Source organism: Caulobacter sp. LjRoot300 (assembly GCF_964253875.1).
Taxonomy (GTDB): domain Bacteria; phylum Pseudomonadota; class Alphaproteobacteria; order Caulobacterales; family Caulobacteraceae; genus Caulobacter.
Window position 1 is genome coordinate 763,683 of record NZ_CAXUSA020000001.1, and the last position, 24,507, is coordinate 788,189.

The following is a 24,507-nucleotide window of genomic DNA, read 5'->3' on the forward strand; positions in this document are numbered from 1 at the left end:
CGCGGATCCGGCCTTTTCGCCTAGACCGGCACGTGGCTGACGAACTCGATCAGCCGGCCGTCCGGATCGTGGGCGAAGCCGGCATAGTAGTGCGGATGGATCTGCGGCAGCACGGCCGGGGCCCGCTCCTGCACGCCGCCGTGCTGGCCGGACCGGACATAGGCGCGGTCGACGGCGGCGCGGTCGGCGGCCAGGAAGGCGTAGTGCACGTCGATCGACGGCTCGCCCTCGACGATCCAGAAGTCGAGGCGGCCGCCGTTCGAACCGAAGCCCTTCTTGGGACCGTCGACGACCAGGCGATAGCCGGTGGGCTCCAGGACCTGCCGGTAGAAGGCCACGCAGTCGTCGAGGCGGCGGGTGCGGATTTCCAGGTGATCTAGCAAGGGAGCGACCTTTCAGGGGCGTGAAACGACGCCATGACGTGTAGCCGCGCCATCGCGGCGTTTGGCGGCGAAGATCGTCGCCACAACGCGGAAATTCGGCGTTCCAAGGCGTGGATCTGGCGTAGGCTCGGGACCATGAAACTCGACCGCTTCGATCGCCAGCTGCTGAACCTGGTCCAGGAGGACGCCGGCCGCACGTCGGAAGACCTGGCCCAGCGCGTGGCCCTGTCGCCCTCGGCCGTGCAGCGCCGCCTGCGCAAGCTGAAGGAAGCCGGGGTCATCGTCCGCCACACCGCCGTGCTGGAGCCGCGCAAGGTGGGCCGGCCGACCTTCTTCATCGTTTCGCTGGAGATCGAGCGGGACCGGCCCGAACTGCTGACCCAGCTGCGCGCCTGGCTGGCCGGCCAGGAACACGTACAGCAGGCCTTCTACGTGACCGGCGAGGCCGACTTCGTCCTGGTGGTCACCGCCCCCGACACCGAGACCTACGACGCCCTGATGGCCCGGCTGGCCACCGAGAACCCCAACGTCCGCAAGTTCACCACCAACGTGGCCCTGGGCGTGGTCAAGCGCGGACTGACGATCCCGGTGTCGCTGGAGGAGGACTAGGGCGGCGGCAGGCCTCTGGGATGCCGGCGCTGGATGGTTTTCGGTCTTTATCCGCTATTTTCGATAGAGTTCGAGCGCACGCGCAGGTCGCGCTTGCATTCCACGGCCGGCCCTGTGTTCTCTAAGCTCAGCCAGTCTCGAAATCCCGGAACGAACATGGCGGCGGCGGAGAGGGGCGAACATGAGTAGCCAGACAACCGACCGTCAGTTCGCCAGGTCGAAGCGCCTGGCCGAGATCGCCATGGGCTGTTTCGGCTATTTCATCGTGATGCTTGTTCTGCTGCATGGTCTTCGGCCGGACTACACACCTGTCGACCATATGATCAGCGACTATGCGGTTGGGCGTCTCGGCTGGGTCATGACGACGGCCTTCGTGGCGCTGGCCGTGGGTTGCCTGACGCTCGGATTGGGAATGGCCGTGGCCGGTCCCAAATCCTTGCCGGGTCGCGCCGCGGTGCTGCTCCTGTGGGTCGCCACGCTTGGCGTGTTGGTGACGGCGATCTTTCCAACCGATCTCGAGACGGCGGCCACGACAACGACGGGCAACATTCACACCGCCAGTTTCCTGGTCAACGTGACCAGCCTGATCCTGTGCGCGTTGCTTTTCGCCGTCGGCTTTCATCAAAGCGAGGATTGGCGCGGCTATCGGTGGGTCGGGTCGGCCATGGCGATCGTGGTGCTCGGGGCGTTCATCGCCCAGTTCCTGACCCTGCATCGGGGCGCGCCCTACGGCCTGACGAACCGTCTCCTCGTCGCCGTGCTGATGATCTGGTTCCTGGCGACCGCCAGGCAACTCCGTCGCGTCTCCATTCAACGACAAGGCTCTATTGCGCCCAACGCGTAGCGGGGCGGGCCGATCGTCCGCTCAGGGCCGCAAGCCGCCCTTGGGCCGTGGCCCTGAGCCGGAGGTCGGGCCTCCTCCAAACGGAACCCTGGCGCGAAGAGCAAGACCCCGCATCCGGGCACGCACCACGTCAGCGCTTGAGCGTCTTCTCCAGCGCCTTCGCCGCCTGGGCTGGAGAGACCTTGCCGTCGTCGCGGTCCACCGAATAGTTCGCCGTCCGCATCGCCTCCACCGTGATCGCCCCGTCCAGCCCCGCCAGCGCCTTGCGTAGTCGCGCATCGTCAGCCCGGCCCGGGGCGATCAGCAGCACCGCGTCGTAGGGCGGCAGCGCGCCCTTGGGGTCGGCCAGCACCACCAGGTCGTCGGCGGCGATGCGGCCGTCGCTGGAGAAGGCCGAGATCACGTCGGCCTCGCCCGAGCCCAGGGCGCGGTACATGAAGGTCGGCTGGAACTGTCGTTTGCTCTTGAAGCGCAGGCCGTAGGCGGTCTCGACGCTGGCCCATTCGGGACGCGAGAAGAACTCCAGGTCGCCGCCCATGGTCAGCTGCGGGGCCTTGGCTGCGAGGTCGGCCAGGGTCCTGATCCCCAGCGCCTGGGCGCGGTCACGGCGCATGGCCAGGGCGTAGGCGTTCTCGAAGCCTAGCGGGGCCAGCAGCACCACGCCGTCTCGGCGCTTCAGCTCGGTGCGCAAGCCAGCCAGCACGGCGGCGCGGCCGGGATTGTCCCTGCGGCCCAGGACGTTGGCCCACAGGGTGCCGGAATAGTCGACATAGGCGTCGATCTCGCCGGCGGCCAAGGCGCGGTAGGCGACGGCCGAACCGAGGTTGATCTTGCGGGTGACGCTGGCCCCCTGCCCCTCCAGCCGGTCGGCCATCAGCTCGGCCAGGATGTACTGCTCGGAGAAGTTCTTGGCCCCGACCACGTAGCGGGCGGGCCGCGGGGCCAGGTCGGCAGCCAGGGGCGCGACGGCGACCGTCAGGCCGACGGCCAGCCCCGCCAGGCCCGCGCCCCACAGCCGCCGGTCGCGCCGCTCGGTCCCGCGCTCGATCAGGCCCAGCAGCTGGTCGACGACCAGGGCCAGCACGGCCGAGGCGACGCAGCCGGTCAGGACCATCGCCCAGTTCTCGGTCTGCAGGCCGGAGAAGATGTAGTCGCCCAGCGAGGTCTGGCCGACGGGCGTGGACAGCGTCGCCGCGCCGATGGTCCACACCGCCGCGGTGCGCACCCCGGCCATGATCACCGGCCCGGCCAGGGGCAGCTCCACCCGCCACAGCCGCTGGCGGTCGGTCATGCCCACGCCGCGCGCCGCCTCGACCACCGCCGGCTCGACGCCGGTCAGGCCGGTCACCGTGTTGCGCAGGATCGGCAGCATCGAATAGAGCGTCAGGGCCAGCAGCGACGGCAGGAAGCCCAGGGCCGAGAAGCCGTGGCCGAACGCCCCCTTGGCCAGGTTCGAAAGCCCCAGCAGCAACGGATAGAACAGGGCCAGCAGGGCCAGGCTGGGGATCGTCTGGACCAGGCCGGCCAGGGCCAGGGACGGCCAGCGCAGGCGCGGGCTGCGGGCGGCCAGCACGCCCAGCGGCAGGGCGATCGCCAGGCCCAGGGCCAGGGCCGCCGCCGACAGCGCCACGTGCCAGGCCAGGCGTTCCGGCAGCAGGGACAGCAGGCCGCTATTCACCGGCGATCTCCCGCATCCGCGCGGCCTGACGACGCGGGGCCTGCATCAGGGCCTCGACCGCCGGGTCGGGGTGGCCGGCCAGCAGGGCGCGAGGCGTGTCGTCGGCGATCACCCGCCCCACCGCCATCACCACGATCCGGTCGGCCAGCAGCACGGCCTCGGCGATGTCGTGGGTGACCATCACCGTGGTCAGGGACAGCCGGTCGTGCAGGCGGCGCACGTCGTCGGCCAGGGCCGTGCGGGTCACCGAGTCCAGCGCGCCGAACGGCTCGTCCATCAGCAGGATCGAGGGCCTGGCCGCCAGGGCGCGGGCCACGCCCACCCGCTGGCGCTGGCCGCCGGACAGGGCGGCGGGTCGGCGTTTGGCGACGTCCCCGAGCAGGGCGACCAGGTCCAGCAGCTCGGCCGTCCGCGCGGCGATGGCGGCGGCGTCCCAGCCCAGCAGGGTCGGCACGATCCCGATGTTCTCGGCCACGCTCAGGTGCGGAAACAGGCCCACCTCCTGGAACACGTAGCCGATCCGCCGGCGCAGGGTCGGGCCGTCGAGGTCGGCGGCCGCCGCGCCGTCGATCCGCACCTGCCCGCCATCGGGGACGACCAGGCCGTTGATGGTCTTGAGCAGGGTGGTCTTGCCCGCGCCCGAGCCGCCGACCAGGGCGACGAACTGGCCCCGCCCGATGGACAGGCTGGCGGGCTGCAGGACCGTCGCGCCGTCATAGGCCTTGCGCACCTGGTCCAGGACGATGGCGTCGGTCATGCGGCTCCCAGGCAAGGAACAAGGCCAGAAAGAACAAGGAACATCCGGGACAGGCTGTCGCAGGGGCGTCCTGTCACAGTCAGCCAGAACGCGCGGCGTGGGAAGCCTAATGCGACAGCTGATTCCCGGCGCGGTTCGACGCGACGCGAGACGGCTCGCGGAGACCGACCATGACCCTGATCCTCGACCGACCCTTCGAAGCTCGCGTCAGCCCCGCCCAGAAGCGCGCTCGCGCCATCGACGCGCGCCTGCGCGAGGCCGTCGTGCTGATGGTCCTGCTCAACCTCGTCGTCTGGGGCGGCATGGTCGCCACCGCGCGCGGCCTGATCAACGTGCACCAGCTGGCGGACCAGGCCTGGGCGCTGGGGGCCAGCTGGGTCGCGGCGCTGCCGCAGGTGAGCGTCACGATCTCGCGCTGAGTCTCCTCCTATCGGGCGGGCGTCGCTCCAACGCCTTGCCGGACATCGTTCGCGAAGAAATCATCGCGAGGTGTCGGAACGTGTCGGTCCGGTCCGTCCTTGGGCCAGGAACCGCCACGAGGAGCTGAAGCCGTGAGAGACCTGATCCTGAAGATGTCCATGTCGATCGACGGCTTCGTCAGCGACCTGGAAGGCCGGAACACATGGATGTTCGGCGCCGACGACGAGGCCAAGGCCTGGGCCGTCGACACCCTGTGGAACGCCGGCCTGCACATCATGGGCAGCCGCAGCTTCCAGGACATGGCCGCCTGGTGGCCGACCTCCACCGACGCGTTCGCCGCGCCGATGAACCAGATCCCCAAGGCCGTCTTCTCGCGGCATGGACCCGCGATCCTGAAGAAGATCGAAACGTCCGCGTCGCTCGAAGAGACTCGCCGGCAGAATGCGGGGACCGGACAGGCCGCGGCGCCGCAGCCGGGCGCGGAAAGCTGGGCGGAGGCCTATGTGGCGAGCGGCGATCTGGCCGAGGAAATCGCGAAATTGAAGGCCCAGGACGGCAAGCCGATCATGGCCCACGGCGGAGTCCGCTTCGCCCGCAGCCTCGTCGCCCGGGGCCTGGTCGACGAGTTCGTCCTCGTCGTGGCCCCTACCGCGTTGGGCAAGGGCCTGCCGCTGTTCTCGGACCTCGCCGCGCCCATGCCCCTGAAGCTGGTGAACGCCAAGGCCTTTCCGGGAGGGGCGGTCGCGCAGACCTATCGGGCGGCCTGACCGGGGAGCCCGGAGCGTCGCGCTAGATCGGCATCCGCATGATTTCCTGGTAGGCCGAGATCACCTGGTCGCGGACGGCCATCACCGTGTCGAGGCTGGCCTCGGCCGAGGAGATGGCGGTGACGACGTCGATCAGCTCGGCCTTGCCGGCCGCCTGCTGGGCCATCTTGGTTTCGGCCGCGCGGGTCTGGTGCAGGGTGTCGGTCATGGCCGACTTCAGCAGGGAGCCGAAGTCCATGGCCTTCTTGGCCTCGCCGGTCCCGCCCAGCGAGGGCGCGGCCATCGAGCCCTGGGCGGCGTAGGCCTTGGCGGCGGCAAGCGCGGTGATCATCGGCTAACCCCTTACTTGCGCAAGATGTCGAGCGTGCGCGATTCCATGGCGCGCGACGTCTCGATGACGTTCATGTTGGCTTCGTAGGCGCGCTGCGCCTCCTTCATGTCCAGCGCCTCGACCAGGGTGTCGACATTGGGCAGCTTGACGTAGCCCTTGGCGTCGGCGGCCGGGTTGCCGGGGTCGTACTCGGTGCGGAAGTCGCTGCGGTCGGGATCGACCGAGGCCATGGCCACGCCCTCGCCGCCGGCCACCTGGGCCGGCTTGAACACCGGCACCTGCCGGCGATAGGGGTCGCCGCCGGCCGTACGGGCCGTCGAATTGGCGTTGGCGATGTTCTCGGCGATCACCCGCATGCGGCCCTGCTGGGCCTTCAGGGCGCTGGCGGCGATCGCCATGGTCGCCATCGACTGGGAGCGGATCTCGGTCATCTAGCGTGTTCCCCTAGCCGCCCGGCCGACGGGTGGACGTCCGCAGCATGGCCATGGACTTCTGGTAGAAGCTGACCGCCGCGTCGTAGTTCATCCGCGCGTCGGTCATCTTGAGCATCTGGTCCTCGAGCGTCACCGAATTGCCGTCGAGGGTGGTCTCGCTATCGGCCTGCTCAGGCGAGCGCCACGGGCTGACCGGCCTGGACGGCGCCATGTGGGCGGCGCTGGTGGCCATCATCTGCACGCCGTTGGTGACCGTCGGCGACACTGGCCCGCCGCGATAGGGCTGGCCCGTCGCCTGCTGGTCCAGCGTCGCCTTGAAGCTGTAGGCCTTGAGGTCGCGCGGCTGGTAGTCGGGCGTATCGCCATTGGCGACGTTCTGAGCGATGACCTTCTGCCGCTGGGACAGATAGCCCATGCGGCTCTTCAGCATCGCGAAAAGGGGAATGTCGTCGGGACCCATGCCGTTCATGGTGAAGAAACAGGGTTAATCGGCCATTAAGGACCGTGCGGCACACCAGGGGTGCGGCTCCGCGCCGCGCCCTGCGCTATCCTGCTCCCGACTCGCTTCCCGTCACTCCTTCCGACCAGGCGTCATGGACATCTTCCTACTGATCCGCGCCGTCGCCGCCTTGGCCATCACCCTGGGCCTGATCGGGCTGGCCGGGGTGGCCCTGCGCAAGTTCGGGCCCGACGCGATGTCGCGCATCACCGCCTTGCGCAAGGATCGCAGGATGCAGGTGGTCGAGACCTTGGTCCTGGACCCCACCCGCCGCCTGGTGCTGTTCACCCTGGACGGCGAGGAGCGCCTGCTGATGCTGGGCGAGGGCCAACTGCTGGACTGGGGCCCCAGGAAGTCCAGGAAGCCCCCTGCCTCGCCGAAATCGGCGTCCACCCTCTCCGGGGAGACCGTGGTCTGATGCGCGGCCTGCTCAAGCTGATCACCGGCGCCGACCCCAAGGACCTTCGCCAGGCGGCGATCATCTCGGTCCTGGCCGGGCTGGTCACCGTGATCGGCCCCGCCGCGGCCATGGCCCAGTCGGCGATCAATGTCGACCTGGGCACCGGCGCGGGCCTGTCCGAGCGCGTGGTCCAGATGGTGGGCCTGCTGACCGTGCTCAGCCTGGCCCCGTCGATCGTCATCATGACCACCTCGTTCGTGCGGATCGTGGTGGTGCTGGGCCTGCTGCGCACCGCCATCGGCGTCCAGCAGAGCCCGCCCAACCCGGTGATCATCAGCCTGGCGCTGTTCCTGACCGCCATCGTCATGGGCCCCACCTTCGAACAGTCGTACGACGCCGGGGTCAAGCCGCTGCTGGACAAGCAGATGGAGATGCCCGAGGCGTTCGACGCCGCCGCCCAGCCGGTCAAGGTGTTCATGCTGCGCCAGGTCGACCAGGACGACCTGGCCCTGTTCATCCGCCTGTCGAAGATCGAAAAGCCCAAGACCGCCGTCGAGACGCCGCTGAAGGTGGTGACGCCGGCCTTCATGATCTCGGAACTGAAGCGCGCGTTCGAGATCGGCTTCCTGCTGTTCATCCCGTTCCTGGTCATCGACCTGGTGGTCGCCAGCGTGCTGATGAGCATGGGCATGATGATGCTGCCGCCGGCGACGGTCAGCCTGCCCTTCAAGCTGATCTTCTTCGTGCTGGTGGACGGCTGGCGGCTGGTCGCGGGCAGTCTGGTCGAGAGTTTCCAGCGCGGGTCCGGCGGCGGCTAGCGCGCTTTTCAGCGAAAAGAAAAACGGCTCGCGCGAAGAAAGCGCGTAGACCAGGACTCTAGAGAAGAAGAACAATGGGCGTTTTCGTACTGGGCTCGATCAATCTGGACGCCGTGGCGCGGGTCGACGACCTGCCGCGGCCGGGCGAGACCGTGGCCGGCATCTCGCTGGAACTGTTCCCCGGCGGCAAGGGCGCCAACCAGGCGGTGGCGGCCGCCCGCTTCGGCGCCCCGACCCGGCTGATGGGGGCGGTCGGCAAGGAGGACAGCGGCCCCAGCCTGAAGGCCAAGCTGGCCGGCTACGGCGTGCAAGTCGCGGACGTCGCCGAACTGCCGCTGATCCCGACCGGCCAGGCCCATGTCTGGGTGTCGTCCAGCGGCGAGAACATGATCGTCGTCACCAGCGGCGCCAACGCCACCCTCTCGCCGCAGCAGGTGGCCGCCACGGCGCTGGAGGGCCAGCGGGTGCTGCTGTGCCAGCTGGAGACCCCCGCTCCGGCCATCGAGGCCCTGTTCCGGGCCGGCGTCGCCAAGGGCGCCCTGCGGATCCTCAACGCCGCCCCCGCCCTGCCCCAGGGCGCGGCGCTGTTCCCCCTGACCGACATCCTGATCCTGAACCAGACCGAACTGGCCACCTACGCCCGCCTGGACCACGAGCCCTCACGCCTGGAGGAGGTCAGCCGCGTCGCCCGCAAGCTGATGAGCCGCCCGGACCAGATCGTGATCGTCACCCTCGGCGCGGCCGGCGTGGCCGCGGTGCGCCGCGACGAGGCCTTCCTGGTCGAGGGCCGCAAGGTCAAGGCGGTCGACACCACCGGAGCCGGCGACTGCTTCTGCGGCGTCCTGGCCGCCTGCCTGAGCGCGGGCATGGACCTGCGCGAGGCCGTCGAGCACGCCAACGGCGCCGCCGCCCTGTCGGTCCAGAAACCCGGCGCCGCCCCGTCCATGCCCAGCCGGCGGGAAGTGGAGCAGTTCCTGGAGGGATAAACGCTAGCGCTCGCCGCGCCGCAGGTTCTTGGCCAGCACGGCCACGATGATCAGCACGAAGGCCGCCAGGCGGAACAGGTAGATGCCGCCGCGCTCCTCGTGCGGCGTGCCCAGCAGCACCGGCAGGGCGTTGCCCACGGCCAGCAGGCCGAACGCGGCCGCGAAGGCCAGGAACAGGCGATCGCCCGTCCGCCGCCAGAACTTCAGGAAGAACAGGCCGGCGATCAGGAAGCCCATGGCCAGGGCGCCGGCGATCAGGCCCTCGACCGGCGTGATCGGGAAGCTCATTCGTCCACCTCCCAGATGAAGCCGTACAGCAGCGTGGCGACGGCCAGGCCGGCGCTGGCCTGGCGGTAGGGCAGCAGGTTCACCTGGGTGATGAAGACCACCAGGTCGGCCACCAGCAGCAGGTTGTTCAAGGCCAGGAAACCGAAGCTGACCGCGGTCCAGAGCAGCAGGCGCGAGCGGCTGGCCCGCCAGGCTCGCGCCAGCAGGCCCGCGCAGATCATGCTGGCCAGCATGCAGAGGATGTAGACCACCGTCGGCCCGCTCATCGGTCTTTCCCCTTGAACTTGAAGGCGTCAGCCAGGGACTGCAGGCGCTCGGTCGGGGCCGAGATCCAGCGGATCACCGTGACGGGCTTGGCGCGATAGGCGGCGTCCAGCTCGTCGCAGACCTTGACCAGGACGGCGGCGGCCGGCTGGTAGCGAAAACCGCCGCGGTCGTCGGCGACCACCAGGGCGGCCTCGACGAAGGCGGCCAGGTTGTCGCTCACCAGGCTGTGGCTGGCCCGCAGGTCGCTCACCAGCTCTTCGACGGTCCAGCACCGCTCGGGATCACGCTTGAGCCGCAGCAGCAATTCCAGCGCCCAGACCGAACGCACATGCTCGCGAATGAACTGAAAGACGTCGCGGTCGACGGTCACCCGACCCCTTCCCCAAGCTTGGAATCCCAGGGGCGGACAATAGGCGGCGAGGCCGCCGGGGCAAGCTTGGCCATGGCAAATCGCGGCGTCGCCCGAGAGACCTCGTCAGGCGGCGCGGATGCCGCTGTGCTGTTCGGCGGCCTGGGCGCCCACCACGGCGTCGTAGCCCAGGATCATGTCGACGTCCCGGCCGTTGCTGGCCAGGGGCAGGCGCAGCCACAGGATCGACATGTGCGGCGAGCCCTTCCAGGCCAGGCTGTGAACGCCCACGCCCGGCCGGCGCTCGGTGACCACCTTGCCCAGTTCGCGGCGCCAGTATTCGACGGCGGCGCTGTTGTAGACGTCCTCCAGCGTGCGGCCGGTGATCTCGCGGCCATAGACCGAATAGAGGCCGGTGCCGGCCAGCCGCAGGCGATAGTCGATGTCGCCCTCGAGGCCTCGCTTGACGTCGATCAGGCTGACGGTCGGCAGCATGCGCTTGATGCCGGAAGGATGCAGGTCGACGCGCGCCGGTAGGCTAGCCCCCCGGCGGAGGGACGCCCAGTAGGCGAACATCTCCTGGTGAGCGCGGGCCGCCGTGGCCGATGCGCTCATCTGCGCGTTCATCTTCAGATTCCTTAACAAGCCGTTGGAATCACGACGATTCACTATGTCTTAAGGGCCGAATCGCCGCCAGCGAAAATCACGGCTTACGGCTAAGTTTGTTGAGGTGAGTCAATCCGAAAGCGAAACGTTCGGCGCAAAATCGGGATGCCGAAGCGCCGCCCGAAAATGATCGCGAACAGCGCAAGCGATTGTTTGAGTTAAGGTTAATGAACGCTCAGACTCACGTTTTCCGCCGTCCGCGAGTCGCCTTGGGAACCGGATTTCGGGCCCGCCGGCATGCGTGTTTTTCAACCGTCTCGACGCCGTCCAGGCGCAACCCAGGCGACGCGAACAGCCTGAACCCGCCTTCGCCGCATGCTAGGGTCGTGCGGGACGTCAGAGGATTCGGAGTCTCCGATGCTGAAAACCGCGCTGATCGTCCTTCGGCTCCCGAGCCCCCCGCGGGATCATGGCTGGCATGACCGGGGACGCCGCCATGCGCGATGAGACCGCCGCCGACGTCCTGCCCCACGGCGGTTCCCGGTTGAGCGCGGCCATGCGCATGGCGGTCTTCTCGACCAAGGCCTACGACCGACGCTTCCTGGATGCGGCCAATCGCGGCTTCGGTCACCAGATCGACTATTTCGAGGCCCGGCTCGAGGCCAGCACGGCCGCCCTGGCCGAAGGCTATGCCGCCGTGTGCGTGTTCGTGAACGATCGCGTGGACGCGGCGACCCTGAAAGCGCTGGCCAAGGGCGGAACCCGCCTCGTGGCCCTGCGCTGCGCCGGTTACAACAATATCGACCTGGACGCCGCCGAACGCCTGGGCGTCGCCGTCGCGCGGGTTCCGGCCTATTCGCCCGAGGCGGTGGCCGAATTCACGGTCGGCCTGATCCTGGCCCTGAACCGCAACATCCCCCGCGCCTGGAACCGGGTTCGCGAGAACAACTTCGCCCTGGACGGCCTGATCGGCCGCAATCTTTCCGGCCGGCGGGTCGGGGTGGTCGGCACGGGCCGCATCGGCGCCCTGGTCGCCCGCGCCCTGCGGCTGGGCTTCGGCTGCCAGGTGCTGGCCAGCGACCTGGTCGAGGATCCCGGCCTGGTCGCGATCGGCGTGCGCTACGCGCCCGTTGACGATTTGCTGCGAGAGGTCGACCTGATCACCCTGCACTGCCCGCTGACGCCGCGGACGCGCCACCTGATCGACAGGGACCGGCTGGCCGCCGCGCGGACGGGCGTGATGGTCATAAACACCAGCCGCGGGGCGCTGATCGACACGGCGGCGCTGATCGAAGGCCTGAAGTCCGGCCAGGTCGGCAGCGTCGCCCTGGACGTCTACGAACAGGAGGCCGACCTGTTCTTCGAGGACCTCTCGAACGAGATCATCCAGGACGACGTCTTCCAGCGCCTGCTGACCTTCCCCAACGTCCTGATCACCGGGCACCAGGCCTTCCTGACCGAGGAGGCGCTCTCGGCGATCGCCGAGGCCACCCTGGCCAGCGTCGCCGAAGTCGAAGCCGGCGCGCCCTTGACCCGCCAGGTCACCGCCCGACAGGTGCGAGGGGGTAGCTAGGGCGTCGCGCGGAAAAGTGGACGCCGGTTTTCCGCAAAAGCGATGCGAAGACAGAAACCCGGAGCAAGCCGCGCGATTCCTGTATCGCGCGGCTTGCTCCAGGGTCCGGATTCCGTCGAGCGCCTGGCGTCAGCCGCCGCGTCCCCGGCGGGCCGGTTTGCGGCCGCCCTGCCCCAGGCCCATTTGCTTGGCCAGATCGGACCGCGCCTGGGCGTAGTTCGGCGCCACCATCGGATAGTCCTTGGGCAAGTCCCAGCGGGCGCGGTACTGCTCGGGGCTCAGGTCGTACTTGGTGCGCAGATGGCGCTTCAGCGACTTGAACTTCCGGCCGTCCTCCAGGCAGATCAGATAGTCCGGCGTTATGGACCGTCGGACCGACACGGCAGGCTCCCGGCTGGCCTCGCCGGCGTCCGCCGAGGTCCCGACCGCCGAAAGCGCCTGGTGCACACTGCGGATCAGGGCCGGCACGTCGGCCGCCGCGATGGTGTTGCCGCCGACATAGGCGGCCACGAGGCCCGCCGTGACTTCAATAAGGTCGGACTGCTGGTCCATTGTCTTGTCGCTCCCCCGACTCGTACTGGCCCGCTAGGAACCAATTCAGTTTTGGATAGCATATTATTACATACTCGCAACATAGACGTGCGAATATCTACCATGCAAAACGGTCCGTGGACTGGCCAGACCGCCACGCAATACAGCTCTCAGTTGATAGAAATCTAGACTTCAGAGCGGTTCAGACCGGGCAATATTCGCTGAACACATTCAACGACCAAGACCGATCAGCGCGCGAAGTCTCGGGAGAGCGCCAGCATGGCGGCGCGCTGCGGCACTGAATACTCGTCCACGGCCGCTTCGTCGCCTTCGCGGATGGCCTTCAGCAGCGCCGGCGTCATGGCCGAGGACAGCGACCAGTTCCAGTAGCGCAGCATGGTCTGGGCCCTGTCGACGGCGATGGTGTCGAAGGCGGTCAGCACGCGTTCCAGGCCCGGCGTCGGCGCCCCAGCGGCGTCGGTCTCGGGTCGGCGAAGGCTGCGCCACAAGGCCCTCACGGCCCCGCGCGGCAGGCCGGTGGCCTTGCACAGGATCGCCAGCGGCTCGCCGCCCGGATCGGTGAAGATCTTGGCCCCGGTCATCGGCTTCAGGCCCGACAGGTACGAGATCTCCTCGGCCGTCTCGCGGGTCATGCCGGCCTGGGCCGCGGCGATGGCGTCCTCGAGGCTGTCATAGGGGCTCTTGGCTATGGCGGCGCGATTTCGCTGACGGCGTTCAATGAACTGCAGGGCCTTGCGCGACAGCGGGTCCTGCCAGCCCTCGGCCGACGCCAGGGGAAAGACGTCGCCGACCGCGTCCTGCAGGATCTCGCGCGACACGGCGAAACGCTGCAGGATCGTGCGCCGCGGCTCGGAGTCGGACCACCAGAACATCACATAGGCGTGGCTGGGCCGCAGTTCGGCGCGCTTGAGCAGCAGCGGGATCAGCTGCGGATTGTCGCGCGACGACGCGACGATGTTCTCCAGCCCCTGGTGGCTGAAGCGCACCAGCTCGTTCTTCAGCAGGGTCTCGATGACCGCCGTCTCGTCCATGTCGACCAGGGCGTCGGCCACCACCTCGCTGACGCCCCGGCGCAGGGCGATCAGCCGGCGGTGGTCCTGGGTGCTGTTGTACAGACAGCTGATCAGGTCGGCGTCGCTGAGGTTGGGCGAATGCTCCAGCAGGGCCCGCGCCACCGGCAGTTCGTCGCGCAGCAGCAGGCGCACCAGCACCCCCGGCATCTCGGTCAGGTTGGCCAGGCGGCGGGCCACCTTCTCCCGCTCGCCCACCACCGCGTCGCGCAGCATCTCGACCAGCAGGTCGGCGGTCATGGCGCGCTCGAAGGCGTTGATGCGGCTGGCCGGCAGGCAGACCACGTCGGCCAGCCGCTTGAGCAGGGCCGCCCGCGAGCGCGGCGTGGCGGCCGGTTCGGGCTGGGGACTGGCGAAGGGCGCGGTGAAATCGTTCATGGTCGTCCTGACGGAAGCCCGTCCTCGCCTAGCCTAGACCGCATCCCCCTTAACGCCTGGTGAGCGCGCCCGGACGGGCCGAAACGGGACTGTGCGCCGCTTCGCCCGGCTCCGCCACCTGGCGGGGCCTCAGCGCCACTGGCCGGGACGCGATCTCGGTTCGATCTTCAGCGCGTTGGCGCCCTGCACGTAGCGCTCGCGGAAGGCGTCGCGGCGGGGGGCCGCCTCGTGGCGCGGATCGGGGCGCGGGCGGTATTCGTGGATCTCGGCGCCCACCCGGTAGCCGCCCAGCCGGCGCTCCAGGTCCTCGGCCTCGGCGGCCAGGGCGCCGGCGGCGGCGGCGGACTGCTGAACCATGGTCCCGTTCTGGTGGATCACCTGGCCCATCTGGTTGACGGCGGCGTTGACCTCGGCCAGGCCCCCGGCCTGTTCCTTGGACGAAGCGGCGATCTCGCCGACCAGGTCGTTGATCTCGATCACCTGCCCCAGGATCTGGTCCAGGGTCTGGCCGGTCTCGCCGACCAGCTTGACGCCCTTGCCGACCTGTTCGCTGGAGGCGCGGATCAGACCCTTGATCTCCTTGGCGGCGTCGGCCGAGCGCTGGGCTAGGGCCCGCACTTCCTGCGCCACCACCGCGAAGCCGCGGCCGGCGTCGCCAGCGCGCGCGGCTTCCACCCCGGCGTTCAGGGCCAGCAGGTTGGTCTGGAAGGCGATCTCGTCGATGACCCCGATGATCTGGGTGATCGACTGCGACGATTTCTCGATGCCGCCCATGGCCTCGACCGCCTCGCGCACCACCTGGCCGCTCTTCTCGGCGTTGGACTTGGCGCTCTGGGTCACGCCCCGCGCCTTCTCAGCGTTGTCGGAGCTCTTCTTGACGGTGGCTGTGATCTGGTCGAGGGCGGCGGCGGTGCGCTCCAGCCCCGCCGCCTGGCGCTCGGTGCGCTGGGCCAGGTCGGCGGCTGCGGCCGAGATCTCGCCGCAGCCGGCGCGGAGGCCGCGAGCCGCGCCAAGCACCCCGGCCAGGGTCTGCTGCAGGTTGTCGACGGCGGCGTTGAAGTCGCTGGGGATCTTGCGGGCCTCGATGGGGAAAGCGTCCTCGCGCATCCGCCAGATCAGGTCGCCGTCAGCCAGCTTCTCGACGCCCCGCCCCAGGGCGTCGACGGCGGTCAGCTGGGCGCGGGCGTAGGTCTCGACCTCCGCCAGGCGGCGGCGCTGTTCGGCCTCGGCGGCGGCGCGTTCCGAGTCCTCCGCGGCGCGGGCCGCCTGGTCGCCGGCCAGCTTGCGCTGAACGCCGTCCAGGCCCTTGGCCAGCGCCTGGACCTGCTGGTCGTCGGTGGCGGGCGACGCCAGGGGTCGGTCGTACTGCCCCGCGCCCAGAGCGTCGACCGAGCGGGTCAGGCTGTCCAGGGCGCGGCGGGTCGCGTCGTTCCAGGCCAGCAGGCCGAGGGCCAGGGTCGCGACCAAGGTGGCCATGCCGGCCATGCTGTAGGGCGAGACCAGGCCCGCCCCGCCGAACGCCGCCCAGCCCAGCTGGCCCAGGGCCGCCAGCAGGCCGAGGACGACGATCAACCTCCAACCGAGAGGCAGCCGATTGAACCCGCTCATTCCGAATCTCCAGACCCCATGGGGGCAGGATCGAGAAATGGCGACTGAGTCCTAACGCCTCATTAACCATACCAGCGCCGCGACATTTTGGCGGGGCCTTGACGACGGCGAGCGCGCGCAGGCCCGCCCTCAGGCGCGGCGACGGGAGGCGCCATGATCGCCATCTATCGGCCAGCGCCGGCCCCCGCCCGTCGCAGTAACAGGCGATCCCAGTCGCCGCCCTCAGTCGCCCAGACCTCGTCGCCCAGCTTCTTGAACACATAGACGCCCCGCCGCGTGGCGTCGGCCATGACGATCTCGCCGCCGGGGCCGATGCGCCACGCATAGAGGTCGTCCCAATGGGCGACCGCATCCTTGCAGCGCTTGGGCGCGACCAACTGGAACCCACCGATCACCCCGGCGGCGTTGAACCTGACGGCGCAGACCTCGGCCCCCTCCCCGTCCTTGCCGACAATCCACGACCCGACATAGGCCTTTGGTCCCTTGGGCATGTCGTCGGCGAGCGGGGTCTTGGTCTTGCGGGTCTTGGCCATCCGAGCGGTCAGTTCGGCGGTCCCGGCATAGGGCGAAGGCTTGGCCGCGCCGACGACGGTCGGGTCGTTCTGAGCGTGAGCGAGAGCGGGAATGGCGGTCGCCAGGGCGGCCAGCAGCATGGTCCTACGCATGGGGTCCCTCCGTTTGACGGAGCGGACCATGCCGGGCGACGCGCGTCCAGCGTGTAGGTCAGGGGCGCTCGACCAACACCCCGGGCTGACTGGCGTCCAGTCCGAACGTCACCGGCAGGTGGCGCACGTGCGGGGTCTGCAGGTTCAGGGCCTTGGCGCCGCGCGCCACGGCCAGCTTGCCCAGGGCGGTGGGGCCAAAGCCGCTCTGCACGCGGGGCTTGGCGCCCAGCCGCCGGCGCAGCACGCCGTTGGCGTAGATGACGTTGGCGCGCATCAGGGCCGGCGGGGTCATGAATTCGATCGAGATCGAGACGTTCAGCATCGGCCCGTTCTCGATCCGGTGCGGGGCGTTCTGCTTCCAGGTGACCATGGTCCCCGGCGTCAGGTCATAGGCCTGGGCGCCGGCGTCCCAGGCCGGGTCGAAGGCGAACTGCTCGGCGGTCTCCTTGAGCACGATCCTCTCCAGCGCCAGCTCGCCGACATAAGGATCGGCGACCGGATAGACCCAGACCTTCTTCTGGCCGCGGACCTGCCATAGCGACACCAGCGGCACGTCAAGGTGATAGAAGACCTGGGCGTCGGCGCTGCTGATCAGCATGCCCAGGTCGCGCTTGAAGGTCTTCAGCCCCGGGACGCGGGCCTCCTTCTCGGCGAAGATCTCGTCGCAGAGGGCGGCGTAGTCCGGCACGAAGTCGTTGGTCCTGCGCAGGTTCAGCCAGATGCGGCCGGCCTGGGCGGCCTCCAGCAGTTGGTCGCCGGTCAGGTTCCCCGCCGCGCCCTTGCGCCAGGTGGTCCAGGCCTTGGGATCCTCGCCCATGGTGAACACGCCCAGCTGGTCGCGCGGATACTGGTCCAGCAAGCGCGCCAGGCCCTCGTCGTCGAACATCGGCCGCTGGTGCAGGCCATGCTGGAAGACCAGGTTCTCGCGGCCGAAGACCTTGGCCTTGTCGTCGGTCCAGTCGCTGATGATGCTCACGACGCGGTCCTTCCGTAGAATTGGATCTTGAACGGGCCCCACCACAGGGTCTTGCCCAGGCCGCGGGCGGCGCGGTCCAGCCAGTCGGCGCGGTCACCGGCCCGGGTCAGCCACTTGAAGCCGGCCACCAAGCCGAACAGCGCGCTCTGAACGACGCCGACAGCCATCCAGCGAGCGACGCCCAGGTGGTCGGGCGGGCTGGCGGCAGCGCAGTGGGCCGAGGGGCCCTGGCCGTAGGCGAAGGCGCGGCGGATCGTGTAGTCCAGGCTCAGGCGGTCGGGCACGGGGTCCTCCCAGACCCAGGCCGCCGGCTCCCAGGCGAACCGCGCGCCGCTCGCCTGCATGTGGCCGAACAGCATGTCGTCCTCGCCGCCGATAGCGTTGCGCTCGACCGCGAACGGCGCGACCGGATCGGGCAAGGCCGCGCGGCGCAGCAGGCTGTCGCCGCAGCCATAATAGTGGTCGATGACCCCGGCTTGCGCCGGGCCTTCGCGCGAGAAGAAGCGCTCCAGATAGTCGCGATGCCGGGTCACGCCGGCCGGGGCGCGGGCCCGGACCGGACCGAACACCACGTCGGCCGCGTAGCGGGCCTGGGCGGCCAGCAGCGCGGCCAGCCAGCCGGCCGGGGCCTCTTCGTCGTCGTCGAGGAAGGCGATCAGCTCGCCGGACGCCCTGGCCATGCCGGCGTTGCGGGCGTTGGCCACGCCGGGGCGCGGCTCATGCACGTAGTGGATCGGAAACGGCGCCTGGGCGGCCAGGTCCTCGACGGCGGCCTGGGCCGACGGCGCCTGATCGTTGTCGACGACCACCAGCTCCAGGGCGGCGAAGTCGACGCCGACCTGGGCGAACACCGAGCGCGCCGCGACGGCCAGGCCGCCGGGACGCCGTTGGGTGGGGATCATGACCGTGACGCGCATGGGAACTCCAGGCTTTTGGTCGAGCCTACCCGCTCCGCCTTTGCGCTTGGTTAGCGAAGGCGTCGACCAGGCCGCGCATCCGCCCGCCCATGGTCAGCTCGACGCTGGCGATGGCCTCCATGCGGCGGGTCAGCCGCCCGACGGGACCCTCGCCCCGCGAACCAGCCAGGGCCATCACCCCGTCCAGCGAATGGGCGACGCGGCCGGCGACGGTCGCCGCGGTCGCGGTGCCCTCCCCGATCTCGACCTGGCTCAGCGCGTAGGCGCCCTTGTAGTGGTCGTGGCCGGGACCGAGGTCGTAGCGGTGCAGGTTCAGGCCGGGCATGGCGGCGATGGCGCGCATGAAGAAGATCTGGCCAGGCGACCAGTCGCCATAGGTCGGGTTGGTCGAGGCGATCCAGGGATGGAACACCCCGTCCAGCCGCACGCCGAAATGGCCAGCCACCAGCTGGCCGCCGGCATAGAGGTTGATCATCAGGCCCTGGAACGGACCGGTCTGCTTTTGGAACAGGTCCAGAAGCAGGCTGCGGGTCCATTCGGGGCGCAGGAAGTCGTGGACGCCGGTGCGTTCCAACTGCTCGCGCTTCCAGGCGATCAACTGGTCGAAGGCCTCACGCGAGCGGTCGGGGCCGACCAGTTCGATGTCGCCGATCTCCCGTTCGAGCTTGTTGTCCAGCCGACGCCAGTTCTTGATCTTCTTGGGACTGGCCGCCCGGACCGCCTCCAGATAGGTCTCGGCGTCGGTGTTGCCCAGGGCGATCACGTGGGCCAGTCGGTGTTCGTTCGGACCGAAGACCCCGAAGGGGTCGACCAGGCCGGTATAGCGGAACGCGGTCAGTTCGGCGGCGCGCAGCACCTCGGGAGCGCGCAAGCCGGCGGCCGATCGCGAGACCAGGCCATGATAGTCCGACAGCGGCGAGCCGATGGCCCGAGCCATCGCTCCGGGGCGACGATGATGCGCCAGGAAGCCGAGGGTCTCGCCCCCGCGGCGGATCACGGCCACGCGCGCGTCCTCGCGTACGGCGCCCACGGCGTTCGCGAAGTCCGGACCCAGCAGCGGGCTGCTGAAGGCCAGGTCGGCCGCCGCCATGTCGCGCCACGTCCGCAGGTCGGCCTCGGCCAACTCGCGCGGGTGAAGGGTTTCAACGTCCAGCATCGCCATGTGTCCTAATCCGATCCGGTTAGGGAATGATGTGGATCAGGACTGCAACCGCCGGGCCACTTGTATCGGTGGCGATACGCTTCCAGGAGAATCCTGTGGGCGAAACGGGATCAGGCGAAGGTGGCCTTCAGGATGGCCTCAAGACCTTGCTGGTCCACCGCGTCGAAGGCGGCGGGCTGGTCGGAATCGACGTCGAACACCGCCAGCAGCGTTCCCGAGGCGTCGAACACCGGCACGACGATCTCGCTGCGCGAGCGGCTGTCGCAGGCGATGTGTCCCGGAAAGGCATGGACGTCCTCGACCAGCTGGGTCTGGCCGGTGGCCGCCGCCGCCCCGCAGACGCCCCGGCCGAAGGCGATGCGCAGGCAGCCCAGGGTGCCCTGGTAGGGCCCGACCACCAGCTCGCGGTCCTTGGCCGGATCGACGACGTAGAAGCCGGTCCAGAAATAGTGGTCAAAGCTGCTGGCCAGCATCGAGGCCACCGTCGCCATGCGGGCGGTCAGGTTGGTCTCGCCGTCCAGCACCGAGGCGATCTCGTCGGCCACCTCGGCGTAGCGGGCGGCCTTGTCGCCGGTCAGGGTCTTGTCGTTGAAAGCTTCAGCCATGGGCGGGGATATAGCGCGTTTGTGGAGGGATGCGAGGGGGAGGCGAGCGAGACTGGCCGCGGACGTTCAACACGCGCGCCCTCTCTCTTAGAGAGAGGGAGGGGCCCGCCGCGTAGCGGTGGGAGGGTGAGAGGTTTCACCGTCTGCCGAAAAACCTCGAGACCTCCAGTCGTGAACGGCGTGAAGACTATGAAGCCGTGCGCGAGCGCGTTTGGCGTTCCCAAATGAGCAAGCCCTGCCCAATCCTACCGGGTCGACTGCATCCCGGCCGTACTTCGATCGGATAGGATGTAACCTCTCACCCTCCCACCGCCTACGGCGGCGGGCCCCTCCCTCTCTCTATGAGAGAGGGTATCTTTTACCGGAACGGATGTTCGCCCCACTCCGGCCAGATGTCCGGGAGATCCGTCGAGACCTTGTCCGGATAGGCCGGCGCGCGCTTTTCCAGGAACGAGCTGACGCCTTCCTTGGCGTCGCCGGCCGCGCCGCGCGACTGGATGGCCCGGCTGTCGGCCTTGTGGGCCTCCATCGGATGGTCGGCGCCGGCCATGCGCCACAGCAGCTGGCGGCTCAGCGCCACCGAGACCGGGGCGGTGTTGTCGGCGATCTCGCGGGCCAGGGCGCGGGCGGCCGGCAGCAGGTCCTGCGGCGCGTGCAGCGAGCGGACCAGGCCGCGCTCCAGGGCCTCCTGAGCGCCGAACACCCGGCCGGTGAAGCACCATTCCAGCGCCGTCTGCATGCCCACCAGCCGCGGCAGGAACCAGGACGAGCAGGCCTCGGGCGTGATGCCGCGGCGGGCGAACACGAAGCCGAACTTGGCGTCGGTCGAAGCCAGGCGGATGTCCATCGGCAGCTGCATGGTCACCCCCACCCCAACCGCCGCGCCGTTGACGGCGGCGATGATCGGCTTGAGGCTTTCGTACATCCGCAGCACCACCCGGCCGCCGCCATCGCGATAGACGTCGCCGACCTTGCCCTCTTCCCGCTCGATGGCCTGGGGACTGGTGCGGTCGAAGGTGGCGCCGCCGCCCGACAGGTCCGCCCCAGCGCAGAAGGCCCGCCCCGCGCCGGTGACGATCACCACGCGCACGGCGTCGTCGGCGTCGGTCAGGTCGAACACCCCGATCAGCTCTTTCATCATCCGGGCGGTGAAGGCGTTCAGCTTGTCCGGCCGGTTCAGGGTGATGGTCGCGATCCCGTCCTCGACGGCGTAGAGCAGAGTCTCGAAGCCGAGCGCGGCCATGGGGATGTCCTCCTGATTTGGCCGCACTCAAACACGCGTATGAACCAGCGGCAACCGTTGCGCCCCCTTCCCCGACGACACCCTTGCCTCCTGGCCAGACCCGCGCATTGTGGGTGAACGCCGATCATGCGGAAACACGCGGACGGGAAAGGGAGGATCCGATGACGTCGATCATCGAGGCCGACTACATCGTGGTGGGCGCCGGCTCGGCGGGCTGCGTGCTGGCGGCGCGGCTGTCGGAGGACGGCCGCCACAAGGTCCTGCTGCTGGAGGCCGGCGGCGACGACCGGCCGACCCGGAACCCGTCCCAGTTCCTGTCGAACCTGATGATCCACATCCCGGTCGGCTACGCCTCGACCCTGAAGGATCCCAAGGTCAACTGGCTGTACCAGACCGAGCCCGATCCCGGCACGGGCGGTCGGTCGCACGTCTGGCCGCGTGGAAAGGTGCTGGGCGGCTCGTCCTCGATCAACGCCATGCTCTATGTGCGCGGCCAGCGCGACGACTATGACGGCTGGCGGCAGATGGGTAACGCCGGCTGGGGCTGGGACGACGTCCTGCCCTATTTCCGCAAGTCGCAGAACCAGGAGCGCGGGGCCTGCGACCTGCACGCCGTCGGCGGCCCGCTCAACGTCGCCGACATGCGCGACGGCCACGCGGTGTCGCAGCTGCTGATCGACGCCTGCCACCAGGCGGGCATCCCGCGCATCGTCGACGTCAACGGCGAACAGCAGGAGGGCGCGACCTGGTTCCAGGTCACCCAGAAGAACGGCGCGCGCTGCTCGGCGGCGGTGGCCTATCTGCATCCGGCCATGGGGCGGCCGAACCTGCGGGTCGAGACCCGCGCCCTGGCCCGCAAGGTGTTGTTCGAGGGCAAGCGCGCGGTCGGGGTCGCGTTCAGCCAGGACGGCGTGGTCCGCACGGCCAGGGCCCGGGCCGAGGTGATCCTGGCCGGCGGGGCGGTCAACTCGCCGCAACTGCTGCAGCTGTCCGGCGTCGGCCCCGGCCAATTGCTCGCCGAGCAGGGAATCGCCGTGGTCCAGGACCTGCCCGGGGTCGGCGAGAACCTGCAGGACCACTATGTCACCGGCGCGCGCTTCCGCCTGAAGGCCGGAACTGTGTCGGTCAACGAGCAGAGCAAGGGCGGGCGCCTCGCCGCCGAGGCGTTGAAATACCTGTTCACGCGCAAGGGCCTGCTGACCCTGTCGGCGGCCCACGTCGCCGCGTTCTGCAAGTCCCGGCCGGATCTGGCCAGCCCCGACATCCAGTTCCACATCCTGCCGGCGACCATGGACCTGGAGAAGCTGTTCAACGAACAGAAGATGGAGCTGGAAGGCGCGCCGGGCCTGACCATCGCCCCCTGCCAGCTGCGTCCCGAGAGCCGGGGCCACATCCGCATAAAGTCGGCCGACCCGGCGGCCCATCCGGCCATCGTCGCCAACTACCTGTCCGATCCGCTGGACCAGGAGGTCGCGGTGGCCGGCCTGCGCTGGGCTCGCAGGATCGCCGCCCAACCCGCCATCGCCCCGCTGATCGACCACGAGATGAACCCCGGCCCGGACATCGACAGCGACGCCGCCCTGCTGGGCTACGCCCGCGCCACCGGCTCGACCATCTACCACCCGGTCGGGACCTGCCAAATGGGCGAGGGTCCAACGGCCGTGGTCGACAGCCAGCTGCGGGTGCGGGGTCTCTCGGGCCTGCGGGTGGTCGACGCCTCGATCATGCCGCGTCTGGTCTCTGGCAACACCAACGCCCCGACCATCATGATCGCCGAGAAGGCCTCCGACATGATCCGCCAAGCCGCCCGGGCCGAGGCGGCCGCCTGAGGCTTCCGTCGCCGAGCGCCCGGTGAGGCCGGGGCGAGCGCCGGATCGTATGACCAGGGCGCTCCTCATGGGGAAAGACCTTTCCGTCTATACGCCGCGCGAATCCACGCTAACGCTTGGCGCATGGTCTCCCTGCCCTCGTTCCTCCCCAGGACCGCCACCGCCCCTTTCTGTCCCGCCGAGGTGCGCGGCGCCGTCGCCGTGCCCGACGGCCTGTCGCCCTGGAAGCGGGCGCTGCGCTTCGCCGGCCCCGGCCTGCTGGTCAGCGTCGGCTACATGGACCCCGGCAACTGGGCGACCGACATCGAGGCCGGGTCGCGCTACGGGACGGCCCTGCTGTTCGTGGTGGTGCTGTCCGGCCTGGCGGCCATCGTGCTGCAGACCCTGAGCCTGCGCCTGGGGCTGGTCACCGGCCGAGACCTGGCTCAGATGTCGCGCGACCGCTACGGCTCGCCCACGGTCAAGGTCCAGTGGCTGCTGGCCGAGATCGCCATCATCGCCTGCGACATCGCCGAGGTGCTGGGCAGCGCCCTGGCCTTCAAGCTGCTGCTGGGCGTTCCCCTGTGGGCTGGAGTCCTGCTGACCGCGCTGGACACGGTCATCGTGCTGGGCCTGAAGGGCAAGGGCTTCCGGCAACTGGAGGCGATCATCCTGGGCCTGGTCGGCACGATCGGGATCTGCTTCCTGGTCCAGCTGATCCTGGTCAAGCCCGACGCCGGCGCGGTGGCGCGCGGCCTGGTCCCGTCGCTGGACGCCCTGAAGCAAGGTAACGCCCTGTACCTGGCCATCGGCATCGTCGGGGCGACGATCATGCCGCATAACCTCTATCTGCACTCGTCGATCGTCCAGACCCGGCTGGTCCCTCCCGACGAGCCAGGCAAGCGCTCGGCCCTGCGGCTGGCGACGCTGGACACCGTGGCCTCGCTGGCCGTCGCCTTGTTCATCAACGCCGCCATCCTGATCCTGGCGGCCTCGGCGTTCCACCGGACTGGACTGACCGAGGTGGCGGGCATCGAGGAGGCGCATCGGCTGCTCGAGCCCCTGACCGGCGCGGCCGTGGCCGGCCTGCTGTTCGGGATCGCCCTGTTCGCCTCGGGCCAGAGCTCGACCTTCACCGGCACCATCGCCGGCCAGGTGATCCTGGAAGGCTTCCTGAACCTGTCGATCCCCTGCTGGCAGCGGCGGCTGATCACCCGGGGCCTGGCCATCGTCCCGGCTTTGATCGGCGTGCTGACGATGGGTGAGCATTCGGTGGGCAAGCTGCTGGTCCTGACCCAGGTGGTGCTGAGCGCCCAGCTGCCGTTCGCGATCTTCCCGCTGCTGCGCTTCACCGACGACAGGGCGCTGATGGGCGTGTTCGCCAATGGCCCGGTCACCAAGACCGTGGCCTGGAGCCTGTTCGGGATCATCTCCTCGGCCAACGCCTGGCTGGTGGTGCAGACCTTCGCGGCTTGACCGCGAGCGCGGCGGCTGGTCTCTATCCAAACAAATGT

The 24,507-nt window shown here is 69.3% G+C and carries 29 protein-coding genes; 10 read left to right on the forward strand and 19 right to left on the reverse strand.

Annotated elements, in window-relative coordinates; translation table 11 throughout:
* Positions 1–20: 20 nt before the first annotated feature.
* Positions 21–383 carry a VOC family protein gene (locus ACSQ2G_RS03505; protein ID WP_436028320.1) on the reverse strand — a complete coding sequence of 121 codons (363 nt, stop codon included), beginning with the start codon at positions 381–383 and terminating at the stop codon, positions 21–23.
* Between the two features lie 135 nt (positions 384–518).
* Here ACSQ2G_RS03505 and ACSQ2G_RS03510 point away from each other — a divergent pair, with 135 nt between their 5' ends.
* Together ACSQ2G_RS03510 and ACSQ2G_RS03515 are read left to right on the forward strand one after the other, a co-directional pair.
* A complete protein-coding gene (locus ACSQ2G_RS03510; protein WP_310084682.1) occupies positions 519–992 on the forward strand; it encodes an Lrp/AsnC family transcriptional regulator in 474 nt (157 codons plus the stop codon).
* Between the two features lie 241 nt (positions 993–1,233).
* Positions 1,234–1,836, forward strand: coding sequence for a DUF998 domain-containing protein (locus ACSQ2G_RS03515; protein ID WP_436028321.1), 603 nt, complete (start codon positions 1,234–1,236; stop codon positions 1,834–1,836).
* 130 nt (positions 1,837–1,966) lie between these two features.
* Here ACSQ2G_RS03515 and ACSQ2G_RS03520 read toward each other — a convergent pair whose 3' ends face one another.
* Together ACSQ2G_RS03520 and ACSQ2G_RS03525 are read right to left on the reverse strand one after the other, a co-directional pair.
* Positions 1,967–3,514, reverse strand: a complete 1,548-nt coding sequence (locus ACSQ2G_RS03520; protein WP_436028323.1) for a glycine betaine ABC transporter substrate-binding protein — start codon at positions 3,512–3,514, stop codon at positions 1,967–1,969.
* Positions 3,507–4,271, reverse strand: a complete 765-nt coding sequence (locus ACSQ2G_RS03525; protein WP_436028325.1) for an ATP-binding cassette domain-containing protein — start codon at positions 4,269–4,271, stop codon at positions 3,507–3,509. Before ACSQ2G_RS03525 ends, ACSQ2G_RS03520 begins: the two co-directional genes overlap by 8 nt.
* A gap of 170 nt (positions 4,272–4,441) precedes the next feature.
* On the opposite strand from ACSQ2G_RS03525, the gene ACSQ2G_RS03530 reads away from it, so the two are divergent.
* Both ACSQ2G_RS03530 and ACSQ2G_RS03535 read left to right on the forward strand, forming a co-directional pair.
* Entirely contained in the window at positions 4,442–4,690 is a 249-nt protein-coding gene (locus ACSQ2G_RS03530; RefSeq protein ID WP_436028327.1) for a hypothetical protein, read from the forward strand.
* A 132-nt stretch (positions 4,691–4,822) separates the two neighbouring features.
* Positions 4,823–5,458 (forward strand): dihydrofolate reductase family protein, encoded by a 636-nt coding sequence (locus ACSQ2G_RS03535; RefSeq protein ID WP_436028329.1) that lies wholly within the window; start codon positions 4,823–4,825, stop codon positions 5,456–5,458.
* Positions 5,459–5,480: 22 nt separating this feature from the next.
* Here the strand turns inward: ACSQ2G_RS03535 and fliE are convergent, their stop codons facing one another.
* From fliE to flgB, 3 genes are read right to left on the reverse strand one after another with little or no spacing between them, the layout of a single operon-like run.
* Positions 5,481–5,789 (reverse strand): flagellar hook-basal body complex protein FliE, encoded by a 309-nt coding sequence (gene fliE / locus ACSQ2G_RS03540; protein WP_436028330.1) that lies wholly within the window; start codon positions 5,787–5,789, stop codon positions 5,481–5,483.
* An 11-nt stretch (positions 5,790–5,800) separates the two neighbouring features.
* A complete protein-coding gene (gene flgC / locus ACSQ2G_RS03545; RefSeq protein ID WP_028041629.1) occupies positions 5,801–6,220 on the reverse strand; it encodes a flagellar basal body rod protein FlgC in 420 nt (139 codons plus the stop codon).
* A 13-nt stretch (positions 6,221–6,233) separates the two neighbouring features.
* Complete coding sequence (flgB, locus tag ACSQ2G_RS03550; protein ID WP_436028333.1) at positions 6,234–6,683, reverse strand: flagellar basal body rod protein FlgB; 450 nt, start codon at positions 6,681–6,683, stop codon at positions 6,234–6,236.
* Positions 6,684–6,816: 133 nt separating this feature from the next.
* Between flgB and ACSQ2G_RS03555 the strand changes: the two genes are divergently transcribed.
* From ACSQ2G_RS03555 to ACSQ2G_RS03565, 3 genes are all read left to right on the forward strand, one after another.
* Positions 6,817–7,140, forward strand: a complete 324-nt coding sequence (locus ACSQ2G_RS03555) for a hypothetical protein (RefSeq protein ID WP_436028335.1) — start codon at positions 6,817–6,819, stop codon at positions 7,138–7,140.
* Positions 7,140–7,940: a flagellar type III secretion system pore protein FliP gene (gene fliP, locus ACSQ2G_RS03560; protein ID WP_436028337.1), complete on the forward strand. Its 801-nt coding sequence runs from the start codon at positions 7,140–7,142 to the stop codon at positions 7,938–7,940. The genes ACSQ2G_RS03555 and fliP overlap by 1 nt, the downstream gene beginning before the upstream one ends.
* A 74-nt stretch (positions 7,941–8,014) precedes the next feature.
* Positions 8,015–8,926 (forward strand): ribokinase, encoded by a 912-nt coding sequence (locus tag ACSQ2G_RS03565; protein ID WP_436028339.1) that lies wholly within the window; start codon positions 8,015–8,017, stop codon positions 8,924–8,926.
* Between the two features lie 3 nt (positions 8,927–8,929).
* Here ACSQ2G_RS03565 and ACSQ2G_RS03570 read toward each other — a convergent pair whose 3' ends face one another.
* From ACSQ2G_RS03570 to mopJ, 4 genes are all read right to left on the reverse strand, one after another.
* Entirely contained in the window at positions 8,930–9,214 is a 285-nt protein-coding gene (locus ACSQ2G_RS03570; protein ID WP_436028341.1) for a DUF5985 family protein, read from the reverse strand.
* Complete coding sequence (locus ACSQ2G_RS03575; RefSeq protein WP_436028343.1) at positions 9,211–9,480, reverse strand: DUF5985 family protein; 270 nt, start codon at positions 9,478–9,480, stop codon at positions 9,211–9,213. Before ACSQ2G_RS03575 ends, ACSQ2G_RS03570 begins: the two co-directional genes overlap by 4 nt.
* A complete protein-coding gene (locus ACSQ2G_RS03580; RefSeq protein ID WP_310084707.1) occupies positions 9,477–9,851 on the reverse strand; it encodes a hypothetical protein in 375 nt (124 codons plus the stop codon). Before ACSQ2G_RS03580 ends, ACSQ2G_RS03575 begins: the two co-directional genes overlap by 4 nt.
* Before the next feature lie 105 nt (positions 9,852–9,956).
* Positions 9,957–10,463 (reverse strand): motility/cell cycle regulatory protein MopJ, encoded by a 507-nt coding sequence (gene mopJ, locus ACSQ2G_RS03585; RefSeq protein WP_436028919.1) that lies wholly within the window; start codon positions 10,461–10,463, stop codon positions 9,957–9,959.
* A 451-nt stretch (positions 10,464–10,914) separates the two neighbouring features.
* Here mopJ and ACSQ2G_RS03590 point away from each other — a divergent pair, with 451 nt between their 5' ends.
* Entirely contained in the window at positions 10,915–12,009 is a 1,095-nt protein-coding gene (locus tag ACSQ2G_RS03590; protein WP_436028345.1) for a 2-hydroxyacid dehydrogenase, read from the forward strand.
* 129 nt (positions 12,010–12,138) lie between these two features.
* Here ACSQ2G_RS03590 and ACSQ2G_RS03595 read toward each other — a convergent pair whose 3' ends face one another.
* From ACSQ2G_RS03595 to ACSQ2G_RS03635, 9 genes are all read right to left on the reverse strand, one after another.
* Entirely contained in the window at positions 12,139–12,561 is a 423-nt protein-coding gene (locus ACSQ2G_RS03595) for a MucR family transcriptional regulator (RefSeq protein ID WP_436028347.1), read from the reverse strand.
* Between the two features lie 227 nt (positions 12,562–12,788).
* A complete protein-coding gene (locus ACSQ2G_RS03600) occupies positions 12,789–14,009 on the reverse strand; it encodes a DUF2336 domain-containing protein (protein WP_436028349.1) in 1,221 nt (406 codons plus the stop codon).
* Positions 14,010–14,138: 129 nt separating this feature from the next.
* A complete protein-coding gene (locus ACSQ2G_RS03605) occupies positions 14,139–15,617 on the reverse strand; it encodes a methyl-accepting chemotaxis protein (protein ID WP_436028350.1) in 1,479 nt (492 codons plus the stop codon).
* A gap of 164 nt (positions 15,618–15,781) precedes the next feature.
* Positions 15,782–16,282: an AprI/Inh family metalloprotease inhibitor gene (locus tag ACSQ2G_RS03610; RefSeq protein WP_436028351.1), complete on the reverse strand. Its 501-nt coding sequence runs from the start codon at positions 16,280–16,282 to the stop codon at positions 15,782–15,784.
* A 58-nt stretch (positions 16,283–16,340) separates the two neighbouring features.
* On the reverse strand, positions 16,341–17,342 hold the full coding sequence (locus ACSQ2G_RS03615; protein ID WP_436028921.1) for a hypothetical protein: 1,002 nt from the start codon (positions 17,340–17,342) through the stop codon (positions 16,341–16,343).
* Positions 17,255–18,175, reverse strand: a complete 921-nt coding sequence (locus ACSQ2G_RS03620) for a glycosyltransferase family 2 protein (protein ID WP_436028353.1) — start codon at positions 18,173–18,175, stop codon at positions 17,255–17,257. Before ACSQ2G_RS03620 ends, ACSQ2G_RS03615 begins: the two co-directional genes overlap by 88 nt.
* A gap of 25 nt (positions 18,176–18,200) precedes the next feature.
* Positions 18,201–19,331, reverse strand: a complete 1,131-nt coding sequence (locus tag ACSQ2G_RS03625; protein ID WP_436028355.1) for a GNAT family N-acetyltransferase — start codon at positions 19,329–19,331, stop codon at positions 18,201–18,203.
* Positions 19,332–19,447: 116 nt separating this feature from the next.
* The gene (locus ACSQ2G_RS03630) at positions 19,448–19,942 is read right to left on the reverse strand and encodes a GAF domain-containing protein (RefSeq protein WP_436028357.1); all 495 of its coding nucleotides are present in this window, start codon (positions 19,940–19,942) and stop codon (positions 19,448–19,450) included.
* A gap of 358 nt (positions 19,943–20,300) precedes the next feature.
* On the reverse strand, positions 20,301–21,185 hold the full coding sequence (locus tag ACSQ2G_RS03635; RefSeq protein ID WP_436028359.1) for a crotonase/enoyl-CoA hydratase family protein: 885 nt from the start codon (positions 21,183–21,185) through the stop codon (positions 20,301–20,303).
* A 161-nt stretch (positions 21,186–21,346) separates the two neighbouring features.
* Here ACSQ2G_RS03635 and ACSQ2G_RS03640 point away from each other — a divergent pair, with 161 nt between their 5' ends.
* Complete coding sequence (locus tag ACSQ2G_RS03640) at positions 21,347–23,014, forward strand: GMC family oxidoreductase (RefSeq protein WP_436028361.1); 1,668 nt, start codon at positions 21,347–21,349, stop codon at positions 23,012–23,014.
* Positions 23,015–23,137: 123 nt separating this feature from the next.
* On the forward strand, positions 23,138–24,469 hold the full coding sequence (locus ACSQ2G_RS03645; RefSeq protein WP_436028363.1) for an Nramp family divalent metal transporter: 1,332 nt from the start codon (positions 23,138–23,140) through the stop codon (positions 24,467–24,469).
* Positions 24,470–24,507 lie beyond the last annotated feature (38 nt).

Coding starts and splice junctions, on each gene's coding strand:
- ACSQ2G_RS03600 (WP_436028349.1), bottom strand. CDS start 14,009: ATGAACGATTTCACCGCGCCCTTCGCCAGTCCCCAGCCCGAACCGGCC.
- ACSQ2G_RS03525 (WP_436028325.1), bottom strand. CDS start 4,271: ATGACCGACGCCATCGTCCTGGACCAGGTGCGCAAGGCCTATGACGGC.
- ACSQ2G_RS03570 (WP_436028341.1), bottom strand. CDS start 9,214: ATGAGCTTCCCGATCACGCCGGTCGAGGGCCTGATCGCCGGCGCCCTG.
- ACSQ2G_RS03630 (WP_436028357.1), bottom strand. CDS start 19,942: ATGGCTGAAGCTTTCAACGACAAGACCCTGACCGGCGACAAGGCCGCC.
- ACSQ2G_RS03645 (WP_436028363.1), top strand. CDS start 23,138: ATGGTCTCCCTGCCCTCGTTCCTCCCCAGGACCGCCACCGCCCCTTTC.
- ACSQ2G_RS03625 (WP_436028355.1), bottom strand. CDS start 19,331: ATGCTGGACGTTGAAACCCTTCACCCGCGCGAGTTGGCCGAGGCCGAC.
- fliE (WP_436028330.1), bottom strand. CDS start 5,789: ATGATCACCGCGCTTGCCGCCGCCAAGGCCTACGCCGCCCAGGGCTCG.
- ACSQ2G_RS03605 (WP_436028350.1), bottom strand. CDS start 15,617: ATGAGCGGGTTCAATCGGCTGCCTCTCGGTTGGAGGTTGATCGTCGTC.
- ACSQ2G_RS03515 (WP_436028321.1), top strand. CDS start 1,234: ATGGGCTGTTTCGGCTATTTCATCGTGATGCTTGTTCTGCTGCATGGT.
- ACSQ2G_RS03640 (WP_436028361.1), top strand. CDS start 21,347: ATGACGTCGATCATCGAGGCCGACTACATCGTGGTGGGCGCCGGCTCG.
- ACSQ2G_RS03510 (WP_310084682.1), top strand. CDS start 519: ATGAAACTCGACCGCTTCGATCGCCAGCTGCTGAACCTGGTCCAGGAG.
- ACSQ2G_RS03530 (WP_436028327.1), top strand. CDS start 4,442: ATGACCCTGATCCTCGACCGACCCTTCGAAGCTCGCGTCAGCCCCGCC.
- ACSQ2G_RS03575 (WP_436028343.1), bottom strand. CDS start 9,480: ATGAGCGGGCCGACGGTGGTCTACATCCTCTGCATGCTGGCCAGCATG.
- ACSQ2G_RS03590 (WP_436028345.1), top strand. CDS start 10,915: ATGACCGGGGACGCCGCCATGCGCGATGAGACCGCCGCCGACGTCCTG.
- ACSQ2G_RS03635 (WP_436028359.1), bottom strand. CDS start 21,185: ATGGCCGCGCTCGGCTTCGAGACTCTGCTCTACGCCGTCGAGGACGGG.
- ACSQ2G_RS03565 (WP_436028339.1), top strand. CDS start 8,015: ATGGGCGTTTTCGTACTGGGCTCGATCAATCTGGACGCCGTGGCGCGG.
- flgB (WP_436028333.1), bottom strand. CDS start 6,683: ATGGGTCCCGACGACATTCCCCTTTTCGCGATGCTGAAGAGCCGCATG.
- fliP (WP_436028337.1), top strand. CDS start 7,140: ATGCGCGGCCTGCTCAAGCTGATCACCGGCGCCGACCCCAAGGACCTT.
- ACSQ2G_RS03610 (WP_436028351.1), bottom strand. CDS start 16,282: ATGCGTAGGACCATGCTGCTGGCCGCCCTGGCGACCGCCATTCCCGCT.
- flgC (WP_028041629.1), bottom strand. CDS start 6,220: ATGACCGAGATCCGCTCCCAGTCGATGGCGACCATGGCGATCGCCGCC.
- ACSQ2G_RS03620 (WP_436028353.1), bottom strand. CDS start 18,175: ATGCGCGTCACGGTCATGATCCCCACCCAACGGCGTCCCGGCGGCCTG.
- ACSQ2G_RS03595 (WP_436028347.1), bottom strand. CDS start 12,561: ATGGACCAGCAGTCCGACCTTATTGAAGTCACGGCGGGCCTCGTGGCC.
- ACSQ2G_RS03555 (WP_436028335.1), top strand. CDS start 6,817: ATGGACATCTTCCTACTGATCCGCGCCGTCGCCGCCTTGGCCATCACC.